Genomic DNA, 20,138 nt, shown 5'->3' with positions numbered 1-20,138 from the left:
GCTCCGTTGTCAGTGCAGGACGGTTTACTGACGGCATGACGACCGCACATCACCTCCGCCTCATCGACGGGATGCGCACCCGAGAGTTCCCCGCGGAGCGTGTTCGATCGGATTCGGGCGTCAGCGGGCCCGGCTACCACACGGCGTTCCTGCACGCCGATGTCGATCACTGGGACGACGACCAAGCCGCGCGGCTCGACCATCGTGCACAGTGCCTGGCCGAGCACGGAGCACTGATCACGTTGCTGGAGGCGCGCTGGGGCGACCCGCAGACGGTCAGTCTCTGGAGTGCGCAGGAGCGGATGATGGCTGGTGAGGAGATCCCCGACCCATGGGCGGAGACCGTGGCGGGGTGCGAGTATCTGCGGCTCTGGCGTCAGGAGAGCCGCTGGATCGCCCTCGCGCTGTACCTGGAGGAGGACGGACTCGGTTGCGAGCTGGGCGTCGTGGTGACCGAGATCGACCCGCCCTGAGGGGCGCGGAGCGAGCCGGGCAGGTGTGGGGCAGGATCTGTGGCAGCCCGGCGGGGAGTGGCTGACGGTTCGGGGAACGGTTCGGTGGGCTGGCGACGTCGTAGCCGGATCGGACGGGCACGAAGTTGTCGGGCTCAGGGGTTGCCAGGTCGAAGCGTCGGCGGGTCAAAGCGTCAGCAGGTCGCAGCGTCGGCAGGTCGAAGTGTCGGCAGGTCGAAGTGTCGGCAGGTCGAAGTGTCGGCGGGCCAAGTTCTGGGAGGCCGAGCGGGCGTCGCGCCGTGTGGGGTTGCGTGTGGTTGTGTCGACCGAGTCGGTGCGGCGGCTCAGCTGTGTTACGGGGACGGGCGTGGCGTGGTTTCCGGGTGGCCCGATGGCGCGTCGGCGGTGTGGCCCGTGGTGGTGTCATCCGTACCGGGGCCCGCGAGGGCCGCGCGCAGGCGGGCGTACTCCTCGGCCATGGAGTCGACGGTCCAGTGGGCGTTCAGGCCGCTGGGATTGGGCAGGACCCAGACCCGGGCGTCGCCGATGGTGCGATCCTGCGGTCCGATGCGCGCCTTTCGTTCGCCGAAGGCCGTTCGGTAGGCCGTGATGCCGACGACGGCCAGCAGACGGGGGCGGAGCTTCTCCACCTTGGCCGTGAGGATGCGGCCACCGGTGCGGAACTCCTCGGCGGAGAGTTCGTCGGCTCGGGCGGTGGCGCGCGCGACGACGTTGGTGATGCCGAGACCGTAGTGCAGCAGCTCCGACTGCTCGCTGGGCTTCAGCTGCCTCGGGGTGAAGCCCGACCGGTGGAGGACGGGCCAGAACCGGTTGCCGGGGAAGGCGAAGTGGTGACCCGTGACCGCTGTGGTGAGGCTCGGGTTGATGCCGCAGAACAGGACGCGCAGACCGCCCGTGACCACATCGGGGACGATGCGGTCACGGGCGGCCCGGAGTTCCTCGGGTGTCATCGGCCGGAGGCGCGGCGGATCAGAGGATCGACCCCGGCGTGTAGCCGGCGGCCTCGGGGTGCTGCTTGGTGATCTCCTCGATCCGGGCGACGAGGGTGGTGACCTGGTCGCCGGCCGCGCCGGTGAACGAGAGCTTGTCCGCCATCAGCGCGTCGAGCTGGGCGCGGTCGAGCGGGATGCGCTCGTCGGCGGCCAGCTTGTCGAGCAGCTCGTTGCGCTCCGTGCCCTGCTCGCGCATGGCCAGCGCGGAGGCGACGGCGTTCTCCTTGATGGCCTCGTGGGCGACCTCGCGGCCGACGCCGGCACGGACGGCGCCCATGAGCACCTTGGTGGTGGCGAGGAACGGCAGGTAGCGGTCCAGCTCGCGGGCGACGACGGCCGGGAAGGCGCCGAACTCGTCGAGGACGGTCAGGAAGGTCTCCAGCAGGCCGTCGAAGGCGAAGAACGCGTCGGGCAGTGCGACGCGGCGGACCACGGAGCAGGACACGTCGCCCTCGTTCCACTGGTCGCCCGCGAGCTCGCCGGTCATCGAGGCGTAGCCCCGCAGGATGACCATCAGGCCGTTCACGCGCTCGCAGGAGCGGGTGTTCATCTTGTGCGGCATCGCGGACGAGCCGACCTGGCCCGGCTTGAAGCCCTCGGTGACCAGCTCGTGGCCGGCCATCAGACGGATGGTCTTGGCGACCGAGGACGGTGCGGCGGCCAGCTGCACCAGGGCCGTCACCACGTCGTAGTCGAGGGAGCGCGGGTAGACCTGGCCGACGGAGGTGAAAGCGTGGGCGAAGCCCAGGTGCCGCGCGATGCGCTGTTCCAGCTCCGCGAGCTTCGCGGCGTCGCCGCCGAGCAGGTCGAGCATGTCCTGGGCCGTGCCGACCGGGCCCTTGATCCCGCGGAGCGGGTAGCGGTCCAGCAGGTCCTCCAGCCGCCCGTGGGCGACCAGCAGCTCGTCGGCCGCCGTGGCGAAACGCTTGCCCAGCGTGGTGGCCTGCGCGGCGACGTTGTGGGAGCGGCCGGCCATGACCAGCTCGCCGTACTCGGCCGCGAGCCGGCCCAGCCGTGCCAGGACGGCGACGGTGCGGTCGCGCATGAGCTCCAGGGACAGCCGGATCTGGAGCTGCTCCACGTTCTCCGTCAGGTCGCGGGACGTCATGCCCTTGTGGACCTGCTCATGGCCGGCGAGGGCGTTGAACTCCTCGATGCGGGCCTTGACGTCGTGCCGGGTCACCTTCTCGCGCTCGGCGATCGAGGCCAGGTCGACCTGGTCGAGCACGCGCTCGTAGTCGGCGAGGGCGGCGTCCGGCACCTCGATCCCGAGGTCCTTCTGGGCGCGCAGCACCGCCAGCCAGAGCCGGCGTTCCAGCTTCACCTTGTGCTCGGGGGACCAGAGGACGGCCAGCTCCGTGGAGGCGTAGCGGCCGGCAAGAACATTGGGGATGCGAGGCTTCGCAGACACAGCAGTCACGTGTCCAGAGCTTACCTGGCGGTCCGGGTGCTCCGTGGCGCGGACGGGGGCCGTAAGGCCCAGGTCAGAGCGGCGCGTGCAAGCGTCTCATCTGCTGGACGGTGGACGCCGGTGCCCTCGCCCGCGTGCCGGCAGATCGACGGCCCGGAACGCGGCCCCGGGCCGTGTCTTTCGGATCAGGCCGGATCGGCTCGCGGCCTGATCCGCAAGGCACTGCACCTAGACGTCGCCGTCCCCGTCCGCCCGGCGCCACCCGGCCACCGGCCCCGGGTTTCCCGCGTCGGCCGGTGTCACCCAGAAGGCGCGTCCCAGGTCGGTGCTGAACTGGGCGCCCGCGCGGCCGTCGCCCGAGGAGCGGCCGGTCAGACGGCGTCCGATCCACGGGAAGAGGTGGCGGCGGGCGAATCGCACGTCCTCCACGCGTCGGGCGGTCCAGCGGGGCGGGGCCGACGGGGGCAGGGGGGTGCGCCAGTCGCTCTCCTCCGGGAGCCCGAGCTGCTGCCAGACGGCCTCGGCGACCCGGCGGTGGCCCTCGGCGGTGAGGTGGAGCCGGTCGACGTCCCACATCCTGGGGTCGGCCAGCGCCGGAGCGCCGTAGAGGTCGACGACCTCCGCGCCGTGCCGGGCCGCCAGATCGTCCACCAGGGAGAACAGGTCCTCCATGCGCGGCCGGAACCGCTCCAGCACCGGACCGTTGCGTCCCGGGCTGCGCATCAGCACCAGCTTCTTGCACGAGGGCGCCAGGCGTTCCACGGCCTCCTCCAGCCGTCCCCGGACCATGCCCATGTCGCACTTGGGGCGGAGGGTGTCGTTGAGGCCGCCGACCAGCGTCACCACGTCCGGGCGCAGCGCGGCCGCGGCGTCGACCTGCTCGTCCACGATCTGGCCGATGAGCTTGCCGCGGACCGCGAGATTCGCGTAGCGGAAGCCGGGGGTGCGGGCCGCGAGGCGGGTGGCCAGGACATCGGCCCAGCCCCGGTACGAACCGTCGGGCAGCAGGTCCGACATGCCCTCGGTGAACGAGTCGCCGACCGCGACAAGACTGGTGTATTCGGCATTCAATTCCATGGCGCCGCCGATCGTATCGCGGGGGCGCGCGGCTCCGCCGCGGCCCCGTACCGGGCGGTCGGTGGACCGCGGCCGGTGGGAGCCGGGGCCGACCGGCGCCCGGAACGACGGACCCGGCGGGGGACAGGCCCCCACCGGGTCCGGAGCCGGTCAGCGCGTCTGCGGCCGCCCCACCAGCTCCCTGAGGACGTCCTCCATGGTCACCATGCCGGCCAGCCGGTCGTCCTCGTCCAGGACCGCCGCCAGATGCGTGCGGCTGCGCCGGAGGGCCGTCAGCACGTCGTCCAGCGGGGTCGCCGCCCGGACCCGGGCGATGGGCCGCATCGCCGTCACCGGGAACGGTTCGTCCCGGGGGGTGACGTCGAGGGCGTCCTTCACATGGAGGTAACCCAGGATGCGCTGCTCGCTGTCCATCACCGGGAAACGGGAGAAGCCGGTCTGCGACGACAGCCGCTCCAGCTCCTCGGGGGTCGTCCCCACCCTGGTGTACATGACCCGGTCCACCGGCAGCACCACGTCCCGCACCGGCCTGCGGCCCAGCTCCAGCGCGTGGTGCAGCCGCTCGGCGGCGCGGTCGTCGACGAGGCCCGCGTCCCCCGCGTCCTTGACCAGACGGGCAAGCTCGTCGTCGGAGAACGTGGCCGAGACCTCGTCCTTCGTCTCCACGCGCAACAGCTTCAGCAGGGTGTTGGCGAAGGCGTTGATCGCGAAGATCACCGGCCGCAGGGTCCGCGCCAGCGTGACCAGGGGAGGCCCGAGGATCAGCGCGGTCCGCACCGGCTCGGCCAGTGCGATGTTCTTCGGCACCATCTCGCCCAGCAGCATGTGCAGATACGTCGCCACCGTCAGGGCGATCACGAACGAGATCGGATGGACCAGCCCGTGGGGCACGCCCACGGCGTCGAAGACCGGCTCCAGCAGATGCGCGATGGCGGGCTCGGCGACGATACCGAGCACCAGGGTGCAGAGGGTGATGCCGAGCTGGGCCGCGGCGAGCAGGGCCGACACGTGCTCCAGACCCCAGATCACGCTCCGGGCCCGGCGGTTCCCCTCCTCGGCCTGCGGTTCGATCTGGCTGCGCCGGACCGAGATGAGCGCGAACTCCGCACCCACGAAGAAGGCGTTCACGACGAGGGTCAGCAGACCGATGAACAGCTGTACGGCGGTCATCGCTCCTCCTCCGCGGCCTCGTCGTCGCCCGGCAGCGGGGCGTGCAGCAGCGCGCGTGCGGCGCGGCGCCCGGAGGCGTCCACCACGTCCACGCGCCAGCCGGCCAGCTCGATGGTGTCGCCCACGGCGGGGATGCGGCCCACCGCCGTGGCGATCAGTCCGGCCAGGGTCTCGTAGGGTCCGTCCGGCACCCGCAGTCCGATCGCCTCCAGCTGGTCGGTGCGGGCGGCGCCGTCCGCCGACCACAGCGTCCTGCCGTCCGCGTCCTCGCCCGCCGGGGCGAGATCCGGCGTCTCGTGCGGATCGTGCTCGTCGCGCACTTCGCCGACGACCTCCTCGACGATGTCCTCCAGGGTCACGACGCCCGCCGTGCCGCCGTACTCGTCGATGACGACCGCCATCGCGAGCTTTCCGGACAGCCGGTCCAGCAGCCGGTCGACGGTCAGGGTCTCCGGGACGAGCAGCGGTTCGCGCAGCATCTCGGAGACGCGGGTGCGCGGACGGCGCTCGGCGGGGATCGCCAGGACGTCCTTGATGTGGGCGACGCCGACGACGGTGTCCAGACTGCCGCGGTACACCGGGAAGCGGGACAGTCCCGTCGCACGGGTCGCGTTGGCGACGTCCTCGGCGGTGGCCCGGACGTCCAGGGCGGTGACCTGGACCCGGGGGGTCATCACGTTCTCCGCGGTCAGCTCGGCCAGATTGAGGGTGCGGACGAACAGCTCCGCGGTGTCGGCCTCCAGCGCGCCCTCCTTGGCGGAGTGGCGGGCCAGGGCCACCAGCTCCTGCGGGCTGCGGGCCGAGGCCAGCTCCTCGGCCGGTTCGAGCCCGAATCGGCGCACGATCCGGTTGGCCGTGTTGTTGAGGTGGCTGATGAAGGGCCGGAACACCGCGGTGAAGGCCCGCTGGGGGGTGGCCACCGCCTTGGCGACGGCGAGGGGCGAGGAGATCGCCCAGTTCTTCGGGACCAGCTCGCCGACGACCATGAGGAAGACCGTGGACAGGGCCGTCCCGATGACCAGGGCCAGGGAGGAGGCCACGCCCGGGGAGAACCCGACGGACTCGACGGGGCCCCGGATGAGCTTCGCGATCGACGGTTCGGAGAGCATGCCGACGACCAGATTGGTGACGGTGATGCCCAGCTGGGCGCCGGAGAGCTGGAACGTCAGGCTGCGTACGGCCTTCATGGCGCCGGCCGCGCCCCGTTCACCCCGCTCCACGGCCCGCTCCAGCTGTCCGCGTTCGACCGTGGTCAGCGAGAACTCGGCCGCGACGAAGGCGCCGCAGGCCAGGGAGAGCAGGACCGCTACGAGCAGGAGAAGCACTTCGGTCATCGGTTCACCTCCGTCCCATGATCGGGCAGGGGCAGGAGGATCGCGCGGTGTCGGCGATATCGGCTACTCGGAGGCTCGCCCATCGGCGGACGCTCACACCTTTCGAATGGATCGACAGTGGAGCATCCATAGTAAAGGATCGGCAAAGTCCCGTGGTGGGCGTGGGGCGCACACGCTGAGTGCGTGCGCCCCACGCCCGCGCCGGGCCGGGAGGCGGCCGCCGTGTCTAGAGCGACTTCACCCAGCGCCGCCACTGGTCCTGGCGCTCGTAGCCGCTCGCCGCCCAGGTGTGGTGCGCCCGTTCGTTGGCCTCCAGGACCATGGCGTCGACCCGGCGTCCGCCGAGCTCGGCGAAACGCTTCTCCACCGCCTCCAGCAGCGTGGTGGCGATCCCCTGCCGTCGGAATCCCGGATGCACGGCGAGGCGGTACACCGAACAGCGCCACCCGTCGAAGCCCGCGATGACGCTGCCCACGAGCACGCCGTCGCGCTCGGCCAGCAGCAGCGCCTCGGGGTCGCGTTCGATCAGCCGGGACACCCCGTCGTGGTCGTCGCTGACGCTCGTGCCCTCCGCCGCCTCGCGCCAGAAGCGCAGGACGGCGTCGATGTCGGAGGGGGCGGCGGGGCGGATGCGGAGAGTGTTCATGCGGTGAGCCAAGCAGACGCCCTCCCCGCGGGGCGAAGGATTTCAGGATGCGGTCGCGCGCGGGACACCGCCCGCCGCCCTTCCCGGCAGGACGGGCAGCGACTCGACGCCGTACACGATCGACAGCTTCCGGAAGGCCAGGTCCTGCGGCCGGACCGCGAGCCGCATCCCGGGAAAGCGCCGGGCCAGCGCGGGGAAGGCCACGCGCAGCTCCATCCGGGCCAGTTCGGCGCCGATGCAGCGGTGGATGCCGTGGCCGAAGGCGAGATGGCCGGCCGGTGTCGTGCGTTCCGGATCGAATCCCCCGTCGTCCGTGACGTACGAGGGATCGCGGTTGGCGCCGCTCAGCGAGCAGAGCACCATGTCACCGGCCGGAATGGTCACCCCGGCTATCTCGATGTCCCGCCGGGCGAACCGGGGGAAGGCCGTCTGGACCGCCGAGACGTAGCGCAGCACCTCCTCCACGAACGGCGCGGCGGCCGCGTCGTCCGTGCGCAGCCGCTCCGCGACCTCCGGGTTCCGCAGCAGGACCAGGGCGCCCAGGGCGATCGTGCTGGCCGTCGTCTCGAAACCGCCGGTGAGCACCCCGTCGGCCAGCCCCGCGAGCTCCTCGTCGTCGACGCTGTCCCCGTGCTCCCGCACGATCATGCCGAGCAGGCCGTCGCCGGGGCTGCGCCGCTGGGCCCGTACGACCCCGCGGAAGTAGTCGAGCGACGCCGACATGGCGCCGAACGGGGCGCTCGTCCCGCCGAACAGGTCGAAGCGGTCCATGGCCAGCCGCTGGAAGTCCTCCCGGTCCCCGTACGGCACGCCGAGGAGTTCGCAGATGGTCAGCGAGGGCACGGGCAGGGCGAACGCGTGCACCAGGTCGACCGGGCCCGGGGCCGCCGCCATCGCGTCCAGCCGCTCCTCGACGATCGCCTCGATGCGGGGCGTCAGCCGGCGCAGCCGGCGCATCGTGAACTCCGGGGTGAGGATGCGGCGCAGCCGGGTGTGCACCGGCGGGTCGCTGAACCCGAGGCCGCCGGGGCTCTGTTCGGCGCCTATCCCGGCGTTGCCCGCGAGATGCGCGAAATCGGTGCTGAACCCGTCGGCGGAGCCGAGCACGGCCTTCGACTCCTCGTACCCGGTGACCACCCAGGCGTCCATGCCGAAGGGCAGCGCGACCCGGCTCACCGGCGCCTTCGCCCGGGTGGCGGCCACCCGGCGCACCGGATCGAGCCCGTCCCGGCGCAGCAGCATGAGCAGGTCCTCGGGCAGCAGCCTGACCGTGGAGGAACCGAGCCCGTGCCGCTGAATCCTGGCCAGATAGGTGCGCCCGAGCCGGGCGGTGATGCGGGAACGGAACGTCGTACTCAATGTGCACCCCATGAGTCGTCGCGGGAACGGGTCGGATGGCGGACCGCTGCCGCCGAACATCGCCTGACGCGCCCACCTCGGCTGCCAGGCCAGGAATTATGACCAGGTTTCCGGCGCCCGGGTGGACCGGGTCCGGGATCCGTCGCGCGCACCCGGTTCCCCTTGCCGGTGCTAGCGCACGCGCGCTAGCGTGAGGAGGTGCCCAAGACACAGCTGAACGTTCGAGTGGACGAGGCCACCGCCGAGGCCGCGCGGCAACGCGCGCTCCAGAGGGGGATGAGCGTGAACCGCTACATAGAGGAATTGGTCATGCGGGACGCGGGCGAGGTGGGCCACACCTTCGTCGAGGCCGCGGCCGACTTCATGAAGCAGTACGAATCGGTGTTCGCCGAGGAGTTCGGCCCGGAGCGCAAAGGCACCCGTTGAACCTGCGGATCCACCTCTCCTGGCTGCTCATGGTCGCCGAACACAACACGCCGGGCGATCCGCAGGTGACGGACTGGGGCGCGCTGGTCGCCGCGGTCGCACGCCACGAGGCGGAGATCTTCGGCAGCCCGGTCTACAGCGACCCGCACTCCAGGGCCGCCTCCCTGCTGCAACTGCTGCTGCACGTCCCCGCGCTGGAGCGTTCGAACGCGATGTTCGCCTCCGCCGTCGCCTACGCCTATCTCGTCGCCTCGGGACTGAAGGTCGTCACCTCCCCGGAGCAGGTGCGTGATCTGGCGCTGCTGGTGAAGGAGGGCAAGGCCGACGTGCGGGCCATCGCCGACGAACTGCGCCAGTGGAGTCTGTGAACGGGAACGGCGCGGACCCGGCCGTACGCGGCACCGCGGTTCAGCCGAGACCCGTCCGTCCCCGGTCCACCACGGGCGACCGCCGGGCCACGCCCAGGACGCACGAGGACGTGGGAAGCCGCACACCGTGCTCGGGGAGACGGACGCGCCTGTAGGACACCATCTCGAACCCCGCCTCCTCGATGGCGGCGAGCGTGTCCCGCGAGGTGTGGCAGCCCCCTGCCAGGAGCGGCCAGACCGTCCGGTCCAGGGCCCGCTGCGTCGCCGCCATGGCCCGGCCCTCGGCCCGTACGTGCTCGAGGAACCGCAGTTCACCACCCGGCCGCAGCACCCGCCGGACCTCCGCGAGCGACTGCCGCACCTGCCGTACGGTGCACAGCACCAGGGACGCGACCGCTCCGTCGAAGGCCTCGCTCTTCACCGGAAGCGCCTCCGCCGTGCCCGGCACCACGTCCACCGGAACACCGGAGCGCAGCGCCGCCCTGACCGCCAACTGCCGCAGAGTGCGCTCCGGTTCGATGGCCACCACCTCCGCGACGGCCGGAGGGTAGTGCGCGAAGTTCAGACCGTTGCCCGCCCCGATCTCGATCACCCGCCCGGACAGCCCGCTCAGCAGCTCGGAGCGGAGGGCGGCCAGGCCCGCGGCGGACTCCGCCGCCACGCTCAGCCGGGCGTAGCAGCGGGCGAACACGGGATGGTGCACCGCGTCCTTCGGAATCTTCGTGCTGCGCAGTCGCATGACGGACCTCCTCGACGGGCACCGGTCGGGCGGGCCGGGCGGCGTGGTGCGCGCCGCGCGCCCCGTACGGCCGGAAAGGTTCGGCTACCTCGATTCTGCCCCGTCCGGACGGCCGCGTCCTGCGCCGCGCACCCCCCGCTCCCCTCCTACTCCGGGACGCGGCTCCCGCCCAGCCGCGCGTCCAGCCAACTCGGTGCCCGGTCACGGAAGTCCGCCGGGTCCAGCGCGCCCGCACCGGCCGGCACCGCGCCCAGCAGCGGCGCTCCCGCGGCCACCGGGAGGTCGGCCACATTGCAGCGCTCCGCCAGACCGGGTGCCCCGGGCATGCTGCCGATGACCACACCGGCGCAGTCCAGCGCCCGCGCGCGCAGCGCCTCCGCCGTCAGCGCCGTGGAGTTGAGGGTGCCGAGGCCGGCCGGGGCCACTACCAGCACGGGCGCCTTCAGCAGCCGGGCGGCGTCCGCGAGCGTGGCGCCCTCGTCGTCGAACCGCACCAGCAGCCCGCCCGCGCCCTCGATCAGCACCAGATCGTGATCGGTCGCCAGTTTCTCGGCCGCCTCGGCCACCTCGTACGGGCGGACCGGACGCATCGCCGCGCGCCGGGCCGCCGTGGCCGGGGCCAACGGCTCAGGGAAGCGGGCCAGTTCGACGGGGGTGACATGGGCACCGGCCAGTCGCGCCACCTCGGCCGCGTCTCCGGGCTCACCCGGTGCCAGGCCCGTCTGGGCCGGTTTGAGCACCGCCACCCGGCGGCCCGCCGAGGCGGCCGCCACGGCCGCCGTCACGATCGTCTTGCCGATCTCGGTGCCGGTGCCCGTCACCACGAGCAGGTTCATCTCAGCCCTCCCGGGCCGCGGCGCACACGGCGCGGCCGATCGTCGCCAGGTCGTCGTCGCCCGTCACATAGGGCGGCATGGTGTACACGAGATCGCGGAACGGCCGCAGCCACACGCCCTCGCGCACCGCCGCCCGCGTGGCGGCCTCCATGTCCACCTCGTGGTCGAGCTGGACGACACCGATGGCGCCCAGCACCCGGACGTCGCGCACCCCGGGCAGCCCGGCCGCCGGTGCCAGACCGTCGCGCAGACCGGCACCGATGCGCTTGACCTCCCGCTCCCAGTCCTGGCCGAGCAGCAGATCGACGGACGCGCAGGCGACCGCCGCCGCGAGCGGGTTCCCCATGAACGTCGGACCGTGGGCCAGGACCGGCACCTCTCCGCGCGAGATGCCCTCGGCCACCTCGCTCGTGCACAGGGTCGCCGCCATCGTGAGATAGCCGCCGGTCAGCGCCTTGCCGACACACATCACATCGGGGGAGACCCCGGCGTGCCCGGCGGCGAACAGGGTGCCCGTCCGCCCGAAGCCCGTCGCGATCTCGTCGAACACCAGCAGGACCCCGTGGGCGTCGCACGCCTCGCGCAGCACCCTCAGATAGGCGGGGGAGTGGAACCGCATCCCGCCCGCGCCCTGGACCACCGGCTCCACGACGACCGCCGCCACCTCATGGGCATGACGCGCGATCAGTTCCCGCAGATGCGCCTCGTACGAGGGATCCGGTTCCGCGTCGAAGCCCGCCGGGGGCTCGTCAGCGAAGATCTGCCGGGGCAGCGCCCCGGACCACAACTCGTGCATCCCGCCCTCGGGATCGCACACCGACATCGGCTGCCAGGTGTCCCCGTGGTAGCCGCCGCGCCAGGTCAGCAGCCGCCTCTTGGCCGGCCGGCCGGCCGAGCGCCAGTACTGGAGGCACATCTTGACGGCCACCTCGACGGAGACCGAACCGGAGTCGGCGAGGAAGACGTGGCGCAGCGGCTCCGGGGTGATCTCGACGAGCCGGGCGGCCAGCCGCACGGCGGGCTCGTGCGTGAGCCCGCCGAACATCACATGACTCATCCGGTCCAGCTGACCGCGTGCGGCCTCGTTGAGCGCGGGATGGTTGTAGCCGTGCACGGCCGACCACCAGGACGACATGCCGTCGATCAGCTCGTGCCGCCCGTGCGCGGGCTCCGCGAGCCGGAGCCGTACCCCGGACGCGGACTCCACGACGAGCGGCTCCTGCCGTCCGGGCATCGGACCGTACGGATGCCACACATGGGAGCGGTCCAGCTCCCGCAGCGCGGCGGGGGAGAGCGGCTCAGGCATTGGGAGCGAGGTCCGTCCCCGCGCCGCGGCGACGGACCGCCACCAGATCGGTGCGGGCCCCGGGCACCTCGGACCGGTCCGGGGCAGCGGTCTCCTCGCCGGCCGGCTCCGCGTCCCCGCACGGCGCGCAGCCGCCGCCGGAGTGCCCGCCGCACCCCGCCGCCGCGTCGGCGCGGTGCGCGGGAAGCGTCGTGGTGCCCGCCCCCTCCACCTCGAAGCCGGCGTCCGCGATCATGTCGAGGTCGGCCTGGCCCGCCTGGCCCTCACTGGTCAGGTAGTCACCCAGGAAGATCGAGTTGACCAGGTGCAGGGCGAGCGGCTGCATCGAGCGCAGATGCACCTCGCGGCCCCCGGCCAGCCGCACCTCCACGTCGGGGCAGACGAACCGCACCATCGCGAGGATCCGCAGACAGCGCTGCGGCGTCAGGTTCCACTCCTTGGCGAGCGGCGTGCCCTCGAACGGGATCAGGAAGTTGACCGGCACCGAGTCGGGGTCGAGAGCGCGCAGCGAGAAGACGACGTCCACGAGATCGGCGTCGCTCTCGCCCATGCCGGCGATCAGCCCCGAGCAGGCCGAGAGCCCGGCGGCCTGCGCCTGGTGGACGGTGTCCACCCGGTCCTGGTAGGTGTGCGTCGTCGTGATCTCCCCGTACGTCCCCTCGGACGTGTTGAGGTTGTGGTTGTACGCGTCGGCGCCCGCCGACCGCAGCCGCTCGGCCTGGCCGTCGGAGAGCAGCCCGAGGCAGGCGCACACCTCGACGCCCTCGTTCTGCTCCTTGATGGCCCCGATGGTCTCCGAGACCCGGTCGACGTCACGGTCGGTCGGGCCCCGGCCGCTGGCGACCAGGCAGACGCGCTTGGCGCCGCCGGCCACGCCCGCCGCGGCCGCCTTCGACGCCTCGTCCGGCTTCAGCCAGGTGTACTTGAGGATCCCGGCCGTCGACCCCAGCCGCTGGGAGCAGTACGAGCAGTCCTCGGGACAGAGCCCGGACTTCAGATTGACCAGGTAGTTGAGCTTCACCCGCCGCCCGAACCACTGGCGGCGCACCTTTCCGGCCGCGGCCACCACATCGAGCAGTTCGTCGTCCGGGGTCGCCAGTACGGCGAGCGCTTCTTCACGGGTCGGCAGCTCGCGCCGCAGCCCCTTGTCCACCAGCGTGTTCAGGAGGTCCATGGCGTTGATCCTGGCGTACGGCACCGCCCGGAGCCAAGGAGGAACCGGACAACAGAGCCCGATGCGGGTGTGTGCATGGCCACACCATGTCCGGGCACGTCCCCGGTTAGGGTCTGTGAGCTGCCTACAAAAGGGACCCGCCCATGTCCTCCACCCCGTTCGACTGGACCGACGCGGAGGCGCGCCGCCGCGCGGACGCCGGACTCGTCCGTACGCTGCGGCCCCGCCCCGCCGAGACGGACCTGCTGGACCTGGCGAGCAACGACTACCTGGGACTGACCCGTCATCCCGAGGTGACGGGCGCGGCGGCCGACGCGGCGCTGCGCTGGGGCGGCGGCGCCACCGGCTCGCGGCTGGTCACCGGCTCCACGACGCTGCACGCCGCGCTGGAGGAGGAACTGGCCGCCTTCTGCGGTTTCGAGGCCGCCCTGGTGCTGTCCTCGGGCTACGCGGCCAACCTCGCCGCGCTCACCGCGCTGACCGGGCGCGGCTCCCTCATCGTGTCGGACGCGGGCAACCACGCCTCGATCGTCGACGGCTGCCGGCTCGCGCGGGCCGAGACGGCCGTGGTCCCGCACGCCGACCCCGAGGCCGTGCACAAGACGCTGCGGGCGCACGGCGGACGGGCGCTGGTGGTCACGGACTCGGTGTTCTCGGTCGACGGCGACGCCGCGCCGCTGGCGGAACTGGCCGGGGTCTGCCGCGCGGAGGGCGCCGCCCTCATGGTCGACGACGCCCACGGCCTCGGAGTCCTCGGCGCGGGCGGACGCGGCGCCCCCGCCGCCGCGGGTCTGGCCGGAGCGGAGGACGTCGTCACCACCGTCACGCTGTCCAAGTCCCTGGGCAGCCAGGGCGGTGCGGTGCTCGGCCCGGCCCGGGTCATCGGCCATCTGGTCAACACCGCCCGGACGTTCATCTTCGACACCGGGCTCGCCCCCGCCGCCGCCGGAGCCGCGCTCGGCGCGCTGCGACTGCTGCGCCGGGAACCGGAACGCGCCGCGCGGGCCGGCGCGGTCGCCGCCGCCCTGTACGACGGGCTGACGGCGGCCGGGCTCACGGCGGTCCGCCCGGACGCGGCGGTGGTGTCGGTGCGCGCGCCCTCGGCGGACTCGGCCGTCCGGTGGGCGGCCGACTGCCGTGCCGCCGGTGTGGCGGTCGGCTGCTTCCGGCCGCCGTCCGTGCCCGACGGGATCTCCCGGCTGCGCCTCACCGCGCGTGCCGATCTGACGGGGGAGCAGATCGCGCGTGCGGTGGAGACGGTGCGCCGGACGGCTCCGGCCGGCTGAGCGGACCGCCGGCACCGTTCCCGCGTCAGCGGACCGTCGTGTGCGGCCCCACGCTCAACGCGGTGACGAAGGTGGTCCAGGCCTCCGCCGAGAACCGCAGATGCGGCCCGCCGGTGTCCTTGGAGTCGCGGACGGCCAGGCGCCTCCGGCCGAACGGGGCGGTCTCCACGCAGTTGTTCATTCCCGTGCTGCGGCTGCTGCGGCGCCACCGCAACGCGTGCTGTGCAGGGCAATCAGACATGTCGTCCCTCTCGGGCTGTGGGGGTCACCGACCGTCGCGGTCGATGGAGGCGATCAGGTCCAACGAGTGCTCCGGCGACAGCGCGTGCGCCTGCAGGGTGCGGAAGGCCGAGCTGTACGCCTCAAGGTCTTCTTTCCGCTCCAGATAGAGGCTACTCGTCAGATGGTCAAGAACGACCACATCTAGATCAGAACTGTTCGGAAAGGAGAAGATAACGAAAGGCCCGGTGATGCCCACATAGCCTCCGACCGCGAACGGAAGCAATTGGAGCTGTACGTGCGGGAGTTGGGCGACGCGCGCGAGATGGCGCAATTGCTCCCTCATCACCCGGGGTCCGCCCACCTCCCGCCGCAGCACCGCCTCGTCGAGCACCGCGCTCAGCCGCAGCGGCGGATCGCTGCGCAGCACCCCCTGACGGGCCAGCCGCACCTCCACCAGCGAGTCGACATGGCCGGCCGGTATCCCGTCGAGGGAGGCGCGGGTGACCGCGCGGGCGTAGTCGGCGGTCTGCAGCAGCCCCGGCACCACCGAGGTCTCCAGCGTGCGGGCCGTCCGCGCCTGCGACTCCAGGCTGATGAAGTCGCGGTACTGCGGCGGGATCAGCCCGCGGTACGCGTGCCACCAGCCGGCGCCCCCGCCCCCGGCCGATCCGGCGAGCGCCTTCAGCACCTCCCGCAACTTGGGGTCGTCCGTGCCGTAGGCGTCCAGCAGCCGGGACACATCGGCGGGCCGCACCCCGCTGACGCCCGTCTCGATGCGGCTGATCTTCGACTGGTGCCAGCCGAGCAGCCGCGCCGCGTCCCGGCTGGTGAGTCCCGACGCGTGGCGCAGACTCCGCAACTCCTCCCCGAGTTTGCGGCGTCGCACCGCGGGGCCGTGCTGCATCCGGCTCTCCCTCCCACTGGCTGCCGAGCGGACAGTGTGGCGCGGGTTCGGGGCATCCGGGGCAGATTTCACCGCTTCGAGCGACAGATATATGCATATCTTGGTGGATCGCCGTTACAGAGGGCAGCATCAGTGGCACTCTGGCGCGAAGCACAACCCGGTTCATCGATCGCGGGGTCGCTGCCGGGTGGAAAGGGGCGGGCTCGCCATGGCAGATCATCAGGAAGCAAGCGTCACCCTCCCGAGCGAGCCGGTCTCGGTCTCGGCCGCCCGGAGGTATGTGGCCCGGGTGCTGGCGGAATGGGGACTGCCCGACGGCACCGACACCGCCGAGACGGTCCGGTTGATCGTCTCGGAGCTCACCACCAACGCCGTCCAGCACACCTTCGGCCAGTCGCCCACGTTCACCGTCGACATCCGGCTGGAGCGCGAGGAGGAACTCCGCCTCGGTGTGACGGACAGTCACCCACGCTGGCCCCAGCGCCTTCCCGCCGCCGTCCGCCAGGACAACGGCCGCGGCATGGTGATCATCCGCGCACTGGCCAAGGAGTACGGGGGCCGGCTGACGGTCACCCCGACCCCCGAGGGCGGCAAGACCGTCTGGGTCGCGCTGCCCTGGGAGGTTCCCGCCGTCCGGCTGTGAGACCGGACGGGACGCGTCCGGCCGTCAGGGCGCGGGGGCCCCGCGCCCGAAGCCGCTGCGCAGCAGGGCCCGCAACGTCGCCGCGGCCGCGCTGGAACGCTCGCCGCGGTGCGCCACCGAGATCGTCCTGCGGTACGCGGCCGGCTCCAGCCGCCGCACGGACAGCGGCGCCGGGGACATCGCGGCGACCATCTCGGGGACGACCGCCATGCCGATGCCCGCGCTGACCAGGGCGCAGACCAGGGCGTAGCCCGGAGACTCGCAGACCACCGCGGGCAGCGCCCCCGCCTCGGCGAGCGCGCTCTCCACCCCGCGGCGCGGCGGATGCTCCGGGGCGCTGCTGATCAGCGGCCGGCCCGCCAGCTCCGTCACCGGGAGCCGCCCGCTGCCGCCGGCCAGGGCCTGCCCGACCGCCGTGACCAGGACCAGCTCCTCGACCAGCAGCGGTTCCGTCAGCACCCCCGACGGGGCCGGCACCGGCGTCGCGGCCGGTTCGTACGCATGGGTCAGCGCCAGGTCCACCTCGCCCGCCGCCACCGCGGCCACCCCGTCCGGCGGCTCGTAGTCGGTCACCACCAGCTCGACGTCCGGATGGGCCCGCCGGAAGGCGCTCAGGACCGGCGGCAGCAGATGGATGCCCGCCGTCGTGAACGTTCCGACCCGCAGCCGCCCGCCGGAGAGCCCGGCCAGCCGCGCCAGTTCGTGACGGGCCTGGTCCATCTCGTCCAGGACCCGGCGTGCGCGCCCCGCCAGCAGTTCGCCCGCCGCCGTCAGCCGGGCACCCCGGTGGTGGCGCACCAGCAGGACCGCCCCGGCCTCCCGCTCCAGCTTGGCCAGCTGCTGGGAGAGCGCGGGCGGGGTGTACCCCAGCCGGGCGGCGGCGCGCGTGATCGAACCGGCCTCGGCCACCGCCACGAGCGCCGCGAGCCGCGTCGGGTCGTACATGAAGCATTCCTTATGGCAGACCCAGAAGATTGCTAGTACACGCTAAAGGCTCCCGGGGGCCAGGGTGGGGGTCATGGACGCACAACTGACCGCCTTCATCGGCGTGGCCGCCGCCATGGTCGCGCTCCCCGGCGCCGACTTCACCGTCGTCGTGCGCAACGCGCTCGCCTCCCGGACGGCCGGGGTGGCCTCCGCGCTCGGGGTCGCCGGGGGCCTGCTCGTCCACACCGCGCTGGCCGTCGCCGGGCTGGCCGCCGTGCTGGTGGCGGTGCCGGTCCTCTTCCGCACCGTCCAGCTCGTCGGGGGCGCGTACGTGCTCTGGCTGGGCGTGAGCGCCCTGTACGCGATCCTGCGGCGCCCGGTCCGGGACGCGGCGACGGCACCGGAGGAGGCCGCGGCCCGGGGGGCCGGACGCGCCCTGCGGCAGGGCTTCCTCACCAACGCGCTCAACCCCAAGGCGCCCGTGCTCTTCCTGAGCCTGCTGCCGCAGTTCGTCCCGGCGGGGGCCGCGCCCCTGCCCAGGACGCTGCTCCTCGCCGCGATCGTCGTACTGCTGGCGCTGGTCTGGTTCCCGGCCGTGGCGCTGCTGGTCGACCGACTCGGGCGGTGGCTGCGCAGGCCGCGCACCGCCCGTGCCATCGAGGGCGGCAGCGGGGCGGCCCTCACCGCCCTCGGGCTGGTCCTGGTGACCGGGCCGTTGCTGCGCTGAACCGGGGAGGCGGTCCCGGGCGGCGGGCCGGGCTCAGCGGACCCGTCCGTAGGAGACGTTCCTCGTCCAGATCTTCTCCAGCCGGACCACGGCACCGGTCTTGGGCGAATGCCAGATCTTTCCGCTGCCCGCGTAGATGCCCACGTGGTAGACGCTGCGGCCGGCGTGGAAGAAGACCAGGTCACCGCGTTGCCGCTGGGAGGACGAGATGCGCCGGGTCGAGTTGTACTGCTGCTGGGCCGTGCGCGGGAGCTTCTTGCCGGCCTTCTTGAACGAGTAGAGCGTCAGCCCGGAGCAGTCGAAGCGGCTCGGTCCGGTGGCGCCCCAGCGGTAGGGGGCGCCCTTCTTCGACGCGGCGACGTTCAGCGCCTTCACCGAGTGGGTGGCGGCCTGGGCGTCGCCCGCGGCGCCCGGAACGATCAGGGTGCCGCCGACGGCGGCGAGCGTGAGGGCCGAGGCCGTGGTGGCCCGGACGAGCAGAGACGGGACATGAACCTGCGCAGTCATGCGCAACCCTTCGTCAGCCGCCTGTGAAGGATGACCTGTCGGGTTCGGGCTGGCGAAGTCGCCCGGCCGCGGCTGCGGCTTCACCCCGAGGGTCGGCCGGGACTCCCGGCCGACCCGTTGTGCTCGGGTCCTCCACTCCTGCCGATCCACTCCTGTCGACCAGGCATCCGGGCGGCGGCAGGACTCGGCGTCCGCCCGGACCGCCCCGCCGCGGTGGCGGGGGCTTGTCGTCCCAGGGATCTTGACTCACCTCGCGCCGGTTTTCCGCGGTGAAACGGTCATATGTGAGGCTCATCACCACTGACCCGTTCGGGTGGACAGAGGGTGATTCAGGGAACCGCGGACCGTCGCCGACCGAGGGCGCACCAGCGACAAAAGGGCGTATCCCACCCATGGGTCGTCGCGAAAGCGCAAATCGGCCTGTCCCTCCCGCGAGGGAACGCCTACGCCGAACGAGCGAGGAAATTCGCTCACGCCGTCGGGCGTGTCGCCGCCGGAAAGCCGGTCAACTCGGCGGGGCCGGGGGCATGGTGACGCGTGCGGCGCGTCGCTCGCCGTCCAGGACGCGCAGGGCGCGGGTGAGGGTGCCGGTATGGATCAGCGTCTCGCCGCGCTCGTGCATGAGCGTCAGGGCGTCCCGCAGCGCGACCGCGTGGGAGGCGAGCGCCTGGGCGGCGCGCAGGGCCCCGTAGGTGTCGTGCCCGTGGACCGGATTGATCCGGCCGACCTGGTCGAGCACCTGCAGATAGCGGTCCAGGAACTCGCCCTCGGCCCGGGTCAGGGCGGGCAGCGGCGTGAACTCCGGTGGCTGCATCGGCCCTTCACCACCCGGTGCGCCGGGCCCCCGGCAGGCCGCGGTTCTCCACGAGGTGGTCGACGATCCCGTACTCCCTGGCCGCCGTGGCGTCCAGCACGAGATCCCGCTCGGTGTCCTCGGTGATCCGCGCGGCCTCGCGCCCCGTGTGACGGGCCAGCAGATCGGTCGTCAGCCCGCGCATCCGGTCCAGCTCGCGCGCCTCGATCTCCAGGTCCGAGGGCTGTCCCCGCAGGGGCTCGGGCAGTTCGGGCTGACGCACCACCACGCGCGCGCCCGGCAGTGCGTAACGCCGCCCCGGGGCCCCGGCCGCGAGCAGCACCGCCGCGCCGGCCTCGGCCCGGCCGAGGCAGTAGGTCTCCACCTCGCAGGTCAGGTACGCCATCGTGTCGTAGATCGCCGTCATCGCCCAGAACGAGCCGCCCGGGGAGTTGATGTAGAGCGAGATCGGCCGGTCCGGCGCGTCGTGCTCCAGATACATGAACTGCGCCACCAGGTCGTTGGCCGCCGTGTCGTCGACGGGGGTGCCCAGGAAGACGATCCGTTCGGACAGCAGCTTGGAGTACGGATCGAGGGTGCGCGTCCCCTGCGAGGTGCGCTCGGTGAACTCGGGAAGGACGTAGCGGGCGGTCGGGCGGTGCATGACGGGCCTCTCCTCCGGTGTGCGGGACGCCCGGGGGCGGCCCGCGTGGGCTTCCGTCAAAAATGTACAGGACGTACAGAGTTATGGGTGAGGGGGCAGCGAATCGACGGCGGTGACGATTCCGGTCACCGCCGTCGATTCATACGGATTCCGG

23 protein-coding genes are annotated in these 20,138 nt (G+C 72.6%); 6 read left to right on the top strand and 17 right to left on the bottom strand.

Annotated features, from left to right (window positions below; all coding sequences use genetic code 11):
• Positions 1–35: 35 nt before the first annotated feature.
• Complete coding sequence (locus ACZ4FH_RS25015) at positions 36–473, top strand: hypothetical protein (RefSeq protein WP_467307505.1); 438 nt, start codon at positions 36–38, stop codon at positions 471–473.
• 332 nt (positions 474–805) lie between these two features.
• Here the strand turns inward: ACZ4FH_RS25015 and mug are convergent, their stop codons facing one another.
• The 7 genes from mug to ACZ4FH_RS24980 all read right to left on the bottom strand — a co-directional run bounded on the left by mug (position 806) and on the right by ACZ4FH_RS24980 (position 8,474).
• Positions 806–1,423, bottom strand: a complete 618-nt coding sequence (gene mug / locus ACZ4FH_RS25010; RefSeq protein WP_467307503.1) for a G/U mismatch-specific DNA glycosylase — start codon at positions 1,421–1,423, stop codon at positions 806–808.
• A 19-nt stretch (positions 1,424–1,442) separates the two neighbouring features.
• Positions 1,443–2,885 carry an adenylosuccinate lyase gene (gene purB, locus ACZ4FH_RS25005; RefSeq protein ID WP_467307501.1) on the bottom strand — a complete coding sequence of 481 codons (1,443 nt, stop codon included), beginning with the start codon at positions 2,883–2,885 and terminating at the stop codon, positions 1,443–1,445.
• Between the two features lie 219 nt (positions 2,886–3,104).
• Complete coding sequence (locus tag ACZ4FH_RS25000; RefSeq protein ID WP_467307500.1) at positions 3,105–3,953, bottom strand: SGNH/GDSL hydrolase family protein; 849 nt, start codon at positions 3,951–3,953, stop codon at positions 3,105–3,107.
• A gap of 150 nt (positions 3,954–4,103) precedes the next feature.
• Positions 4,104–5,123, bottom strand: coding sequence for a hemolysin family protein (locus tag ACZ4FH_RS24995; protein ID WP_467307498.1), 1,020 nt, complete (start codon positions 5,121–5,123; stop codon positions 4,104–4,106).
• On the bottom strand, positions 5,120–6,457 hold the full coding sequence (locus ACZ4FH_RS24990; RefSeq protein WP_467307497.1) for a hemolysin family protein: 1,338 nt from the start codon (positions 6,455–6,457) through the stop codon (positions 5,120–5,122). The genes ACZ4FH_RS24995 and ACZ4FH_RS24990 overlap by 4 nt, the downstream gene beginning before the upstream one ends.
• 226 nt (positions 6,458–6,683) lie before the next feature.
• Entirely contained in the window at positions 6,684–7,103 is a 420-nt protein-coding gene (locus tag ACZ4FH_RS24985) for a GNAT family N-acetyltransferase (RefSeq protein ID WP_467307495.1), read from the bottom strand.
• A 42-nt stretch (positions 7,104–7,145) separates the two neighbouring features.
• Entirely contained in the window at positions 7,146–8,474 is a 1,329-nt protein-coding gene (locus tag ACZ4FH_RS24980) for a cytochrome P450 (protein WP_467307493.1), read from the bottom strand.
• A 186-nt stretch (positions 8,475–8,660) separates the two neighbouring features.
• Here ACZ4FH_RS24980 and ACZ4FH_RS24975 point away from each other — a divergent pair, with 186 nt between their 5' ends.
• Positions 8,661–8,888: an antitoxin gene (locus ACZ4FH_RS24975; protein ID WP_383637410.1), complete on the top strand. Its 228-nt coding sequence runs from the start codon at positions 8,661–8,663 to the stop codon at positions 8,886–8,888.
• Positions 8,885–9,256, top strand: coding sequence for a fic family toxin-antitoxin system, toxin component (locus ACZ4FH_RS24970; protein WP_383637407.1), 372 nt, complete (start codon positions 8,885–8,887; stop codon positions 9,254–9,256). The genes ACZ4FH_RS24975 and ACZ4FH_RS24970 overlap by 4 nt, the downstream gene beginning before the upstream one ends.
• 40 nt (positions 9,257–9,296) lie before the next feature.
• Here ACZ4FH_RS24970 and ACZ4FH_RS24965 read toward each other — a convergent pair whose 3' ends face one another.
• The 4 genes from ACZ4FH_RS24965 to bioB all read right to left on the bottom strand — a co-directional run bounded on the left by ACZ4FH_RS24965 (position 9,297) and on the right by bioB (position 13,311).
• Positions 9,297–9,995 (bottom strand): class I SAM-dependent methyltransferase, encoded by a 699-nt coding sequence (locus tag ACZ4FH_RS24965; RefSeq protein WP_467307491.1) that lies wholly within the window; start codon positions 9,993–9,995, stop codon positions 9,297–9,299.
• 146 nt (positions 9,996–10,141) lie between these two features.
• Positions 10,142–10,831, bottom strand: a complete 690-nt coding sequence (bioD, locus tag ACZ4FH_RS24960; protein WP_467307489.1) for a dethiobiotin synthase — start codon at positions 10,829–10,831, stop codon at positions 10,142–10,144.
• Between the two features lies 1 nt (position 10,832).
• The gene (locus tag ACZ4FH_RS24955; protein ID WP_467307488.1) at positions 10,833–12,137 is read right to left on the bottom strand and encodes an adenosylmethionine--8-amino-7-oxononanoate transaminase; all 1,305 of its coding nucleotides are present in this window, start codon (positions 12,135–12,137) and stop codon (positions 10,833–10,835) included.
• Positions 12,130–13,311 carry a biotin synthase BioB gene (bioB, locus tag ACZ4FH_RS24950; RefSeq protein WP_467307486.1) on the bottom strand — a complete coding sequence of 394 codons (1,182 nt, stop codon included), beginning with the start codon at positions 13,309–13,311 and terminating at the stop codon, positions 12,130–12,132. The genes ACZ4FH_RS24955 and bioB overlap by 8 nt, the downstream gene beginning before the upstream one ends.
• Before the next feature lie 143 nt (positions 13,312–13,454).
• On the opposite strand from bioB, the gene ACZ4FH_RS24945 reads away from it, so the two are divergent.
• A complete protein-coding gene (locus ACZ4FH_RS24945) occupies positions 13,455–14,597 on the top strand; it encodes an 8-amino-7-oxononanoate synthase (protein WP_467307484.1) in 1,143 nt (380 codons plus the stop codon).
• A gap of 25 nt (positions 14,598–14,622) precedes the next feature.
• Here the strand turns inward: ACZ4FH_RS24945 and ACZ4FH_RS24940 are convergent, their stop codons facing one another.
• The gene (locus tag ACZ4FH_RS24940; RefSeq protein ID WP_467307482.1) at positions 14,623–14,838 is read right to left on the bottom strand and encodes a DUF397 domain-containing protein; all 216 of its coding nucleotides are present in this window, start codon (positions 14,836–14,838) and stop codon (positions 14,623–14,625) included.
• Positions 14,839–14,862: 24 nt separating this feature from the next.
• Positions 14,863–15,723, bottom strand: a complete 861-nt coding sequence (locus tag ACZ4FH_RS24935; RefSeq protein ID WP_467307480.1) for a helix-turn-helix domain-containing protein — start codon at positions 15,721–15,723, stop codon at positions 14,863–14,865.
• 208 nt (positions 15,724–15,931) lie between these two features.
• Between ACZ4FH_RS24935 and ACZ4FH_RS24930 the strand changes: the two genes are divergently transcribed.
• Complete coding sequence (locus ACZ4FH_RS24930; protein WP_383637383.1) at positions 15,932–16,366, top strand: ATP-binding protein; 435 nt, start codon at positions 15,932–15,934, stop codon at positions 16,364–16,366.
• Between the two features lie 24 nt (positions 16,367–16,390).
• Here the strand turns inward: ACZ4FH_RS24930 and ACZ4FH_RS24925 are convergent, their stop codons facing one another.
• The gene (locus ACZ4FH_RS24925; RefSeq protein WP_467307478.1) at positions 16,391–17,311 is read right to left on the bottom strand and encodes a LysR family transcriptional regulator; all 921 of its coding nucleotides are present in this window, start codon (positions 17,309–17,311) and stop codon (positions 16,391–16,393) included.
• Between the two features lie 73 nt (positions 17,312–17,384).
• Here ACZ4FH_RS24925 and ACZ4FH_RS24920 point away from each other — a divergent pair, with 73 nt between their 5' ends.
• Positions 17,385–18,020, top strand: coding sequence for a LysE family translocator (locus ACZ4FH_RS24920; protein WP_467307476.1), 636 nt, complete (start codon positions 17,385–17,387; stop codon positions 18,018–18,020).
• A 33-nt stretch (positions 18,021–18,053) separates the two neighbouring features.
• Here the strand turns inward: ACZ4FH_RS24920 and ACZ4FH_RS24915 are convergent, their stop codons facing one another.
• The 3 genes from ACZ4FH_RS24915 to ACZ4FH_RS24905 all read right to left on the bottom strand — a co-directional run bounded on the left by ACZ4FH_RS24915 (position 18,054) and on the right by ACZ4FH_RS24905 (position 19,984).
• Positions 18,054–18,527, bottom strand: coding sequence for a C40 family peptidase (locus ACZ4FH_RS24915; protein WP_467307474.1), 474 nt, complete (start codon positions 18,525–18,527; stop codon positions 18,054–18,056).
• A gap of 505 nt (positions 18,528–19,032) precedes the next feature.
• Positions 19,033–19,341, bottom strand: coding sequence for a hypothetical protein (locus ACZ4FH_RS24910; protein ID WP_383637372.1), 309 nt, complete (start codon positions 19,339–19,341; stop codon positions 19,033–19,035).
• A 7-nt stretch (positions 19,342–19,348) separates the two neighbouring features.
• Positions 19,349–19,984 carry an ATP-dependent Clp protease proteolytic subunit gene (locus tag ACZ4FH_RS24905; protein WP_467307472.1) on the bottom strand — a complete coding sequence of 212 codons (636 nt, stop codon included), beginning with the start codon at positions 19,982–19,984 and terminating at the stop codon, positions 19,349–19,351.
• Between the last annotated feature and the right edge of the window lie 154 nt (positions 19,985–20,138).

The organism is Streptomyces sp. NPDC024555 (assembly GCF_055559335.1).
This window is presented reverse-complemented; position numbering and strand designations above follow the sequence as displayed.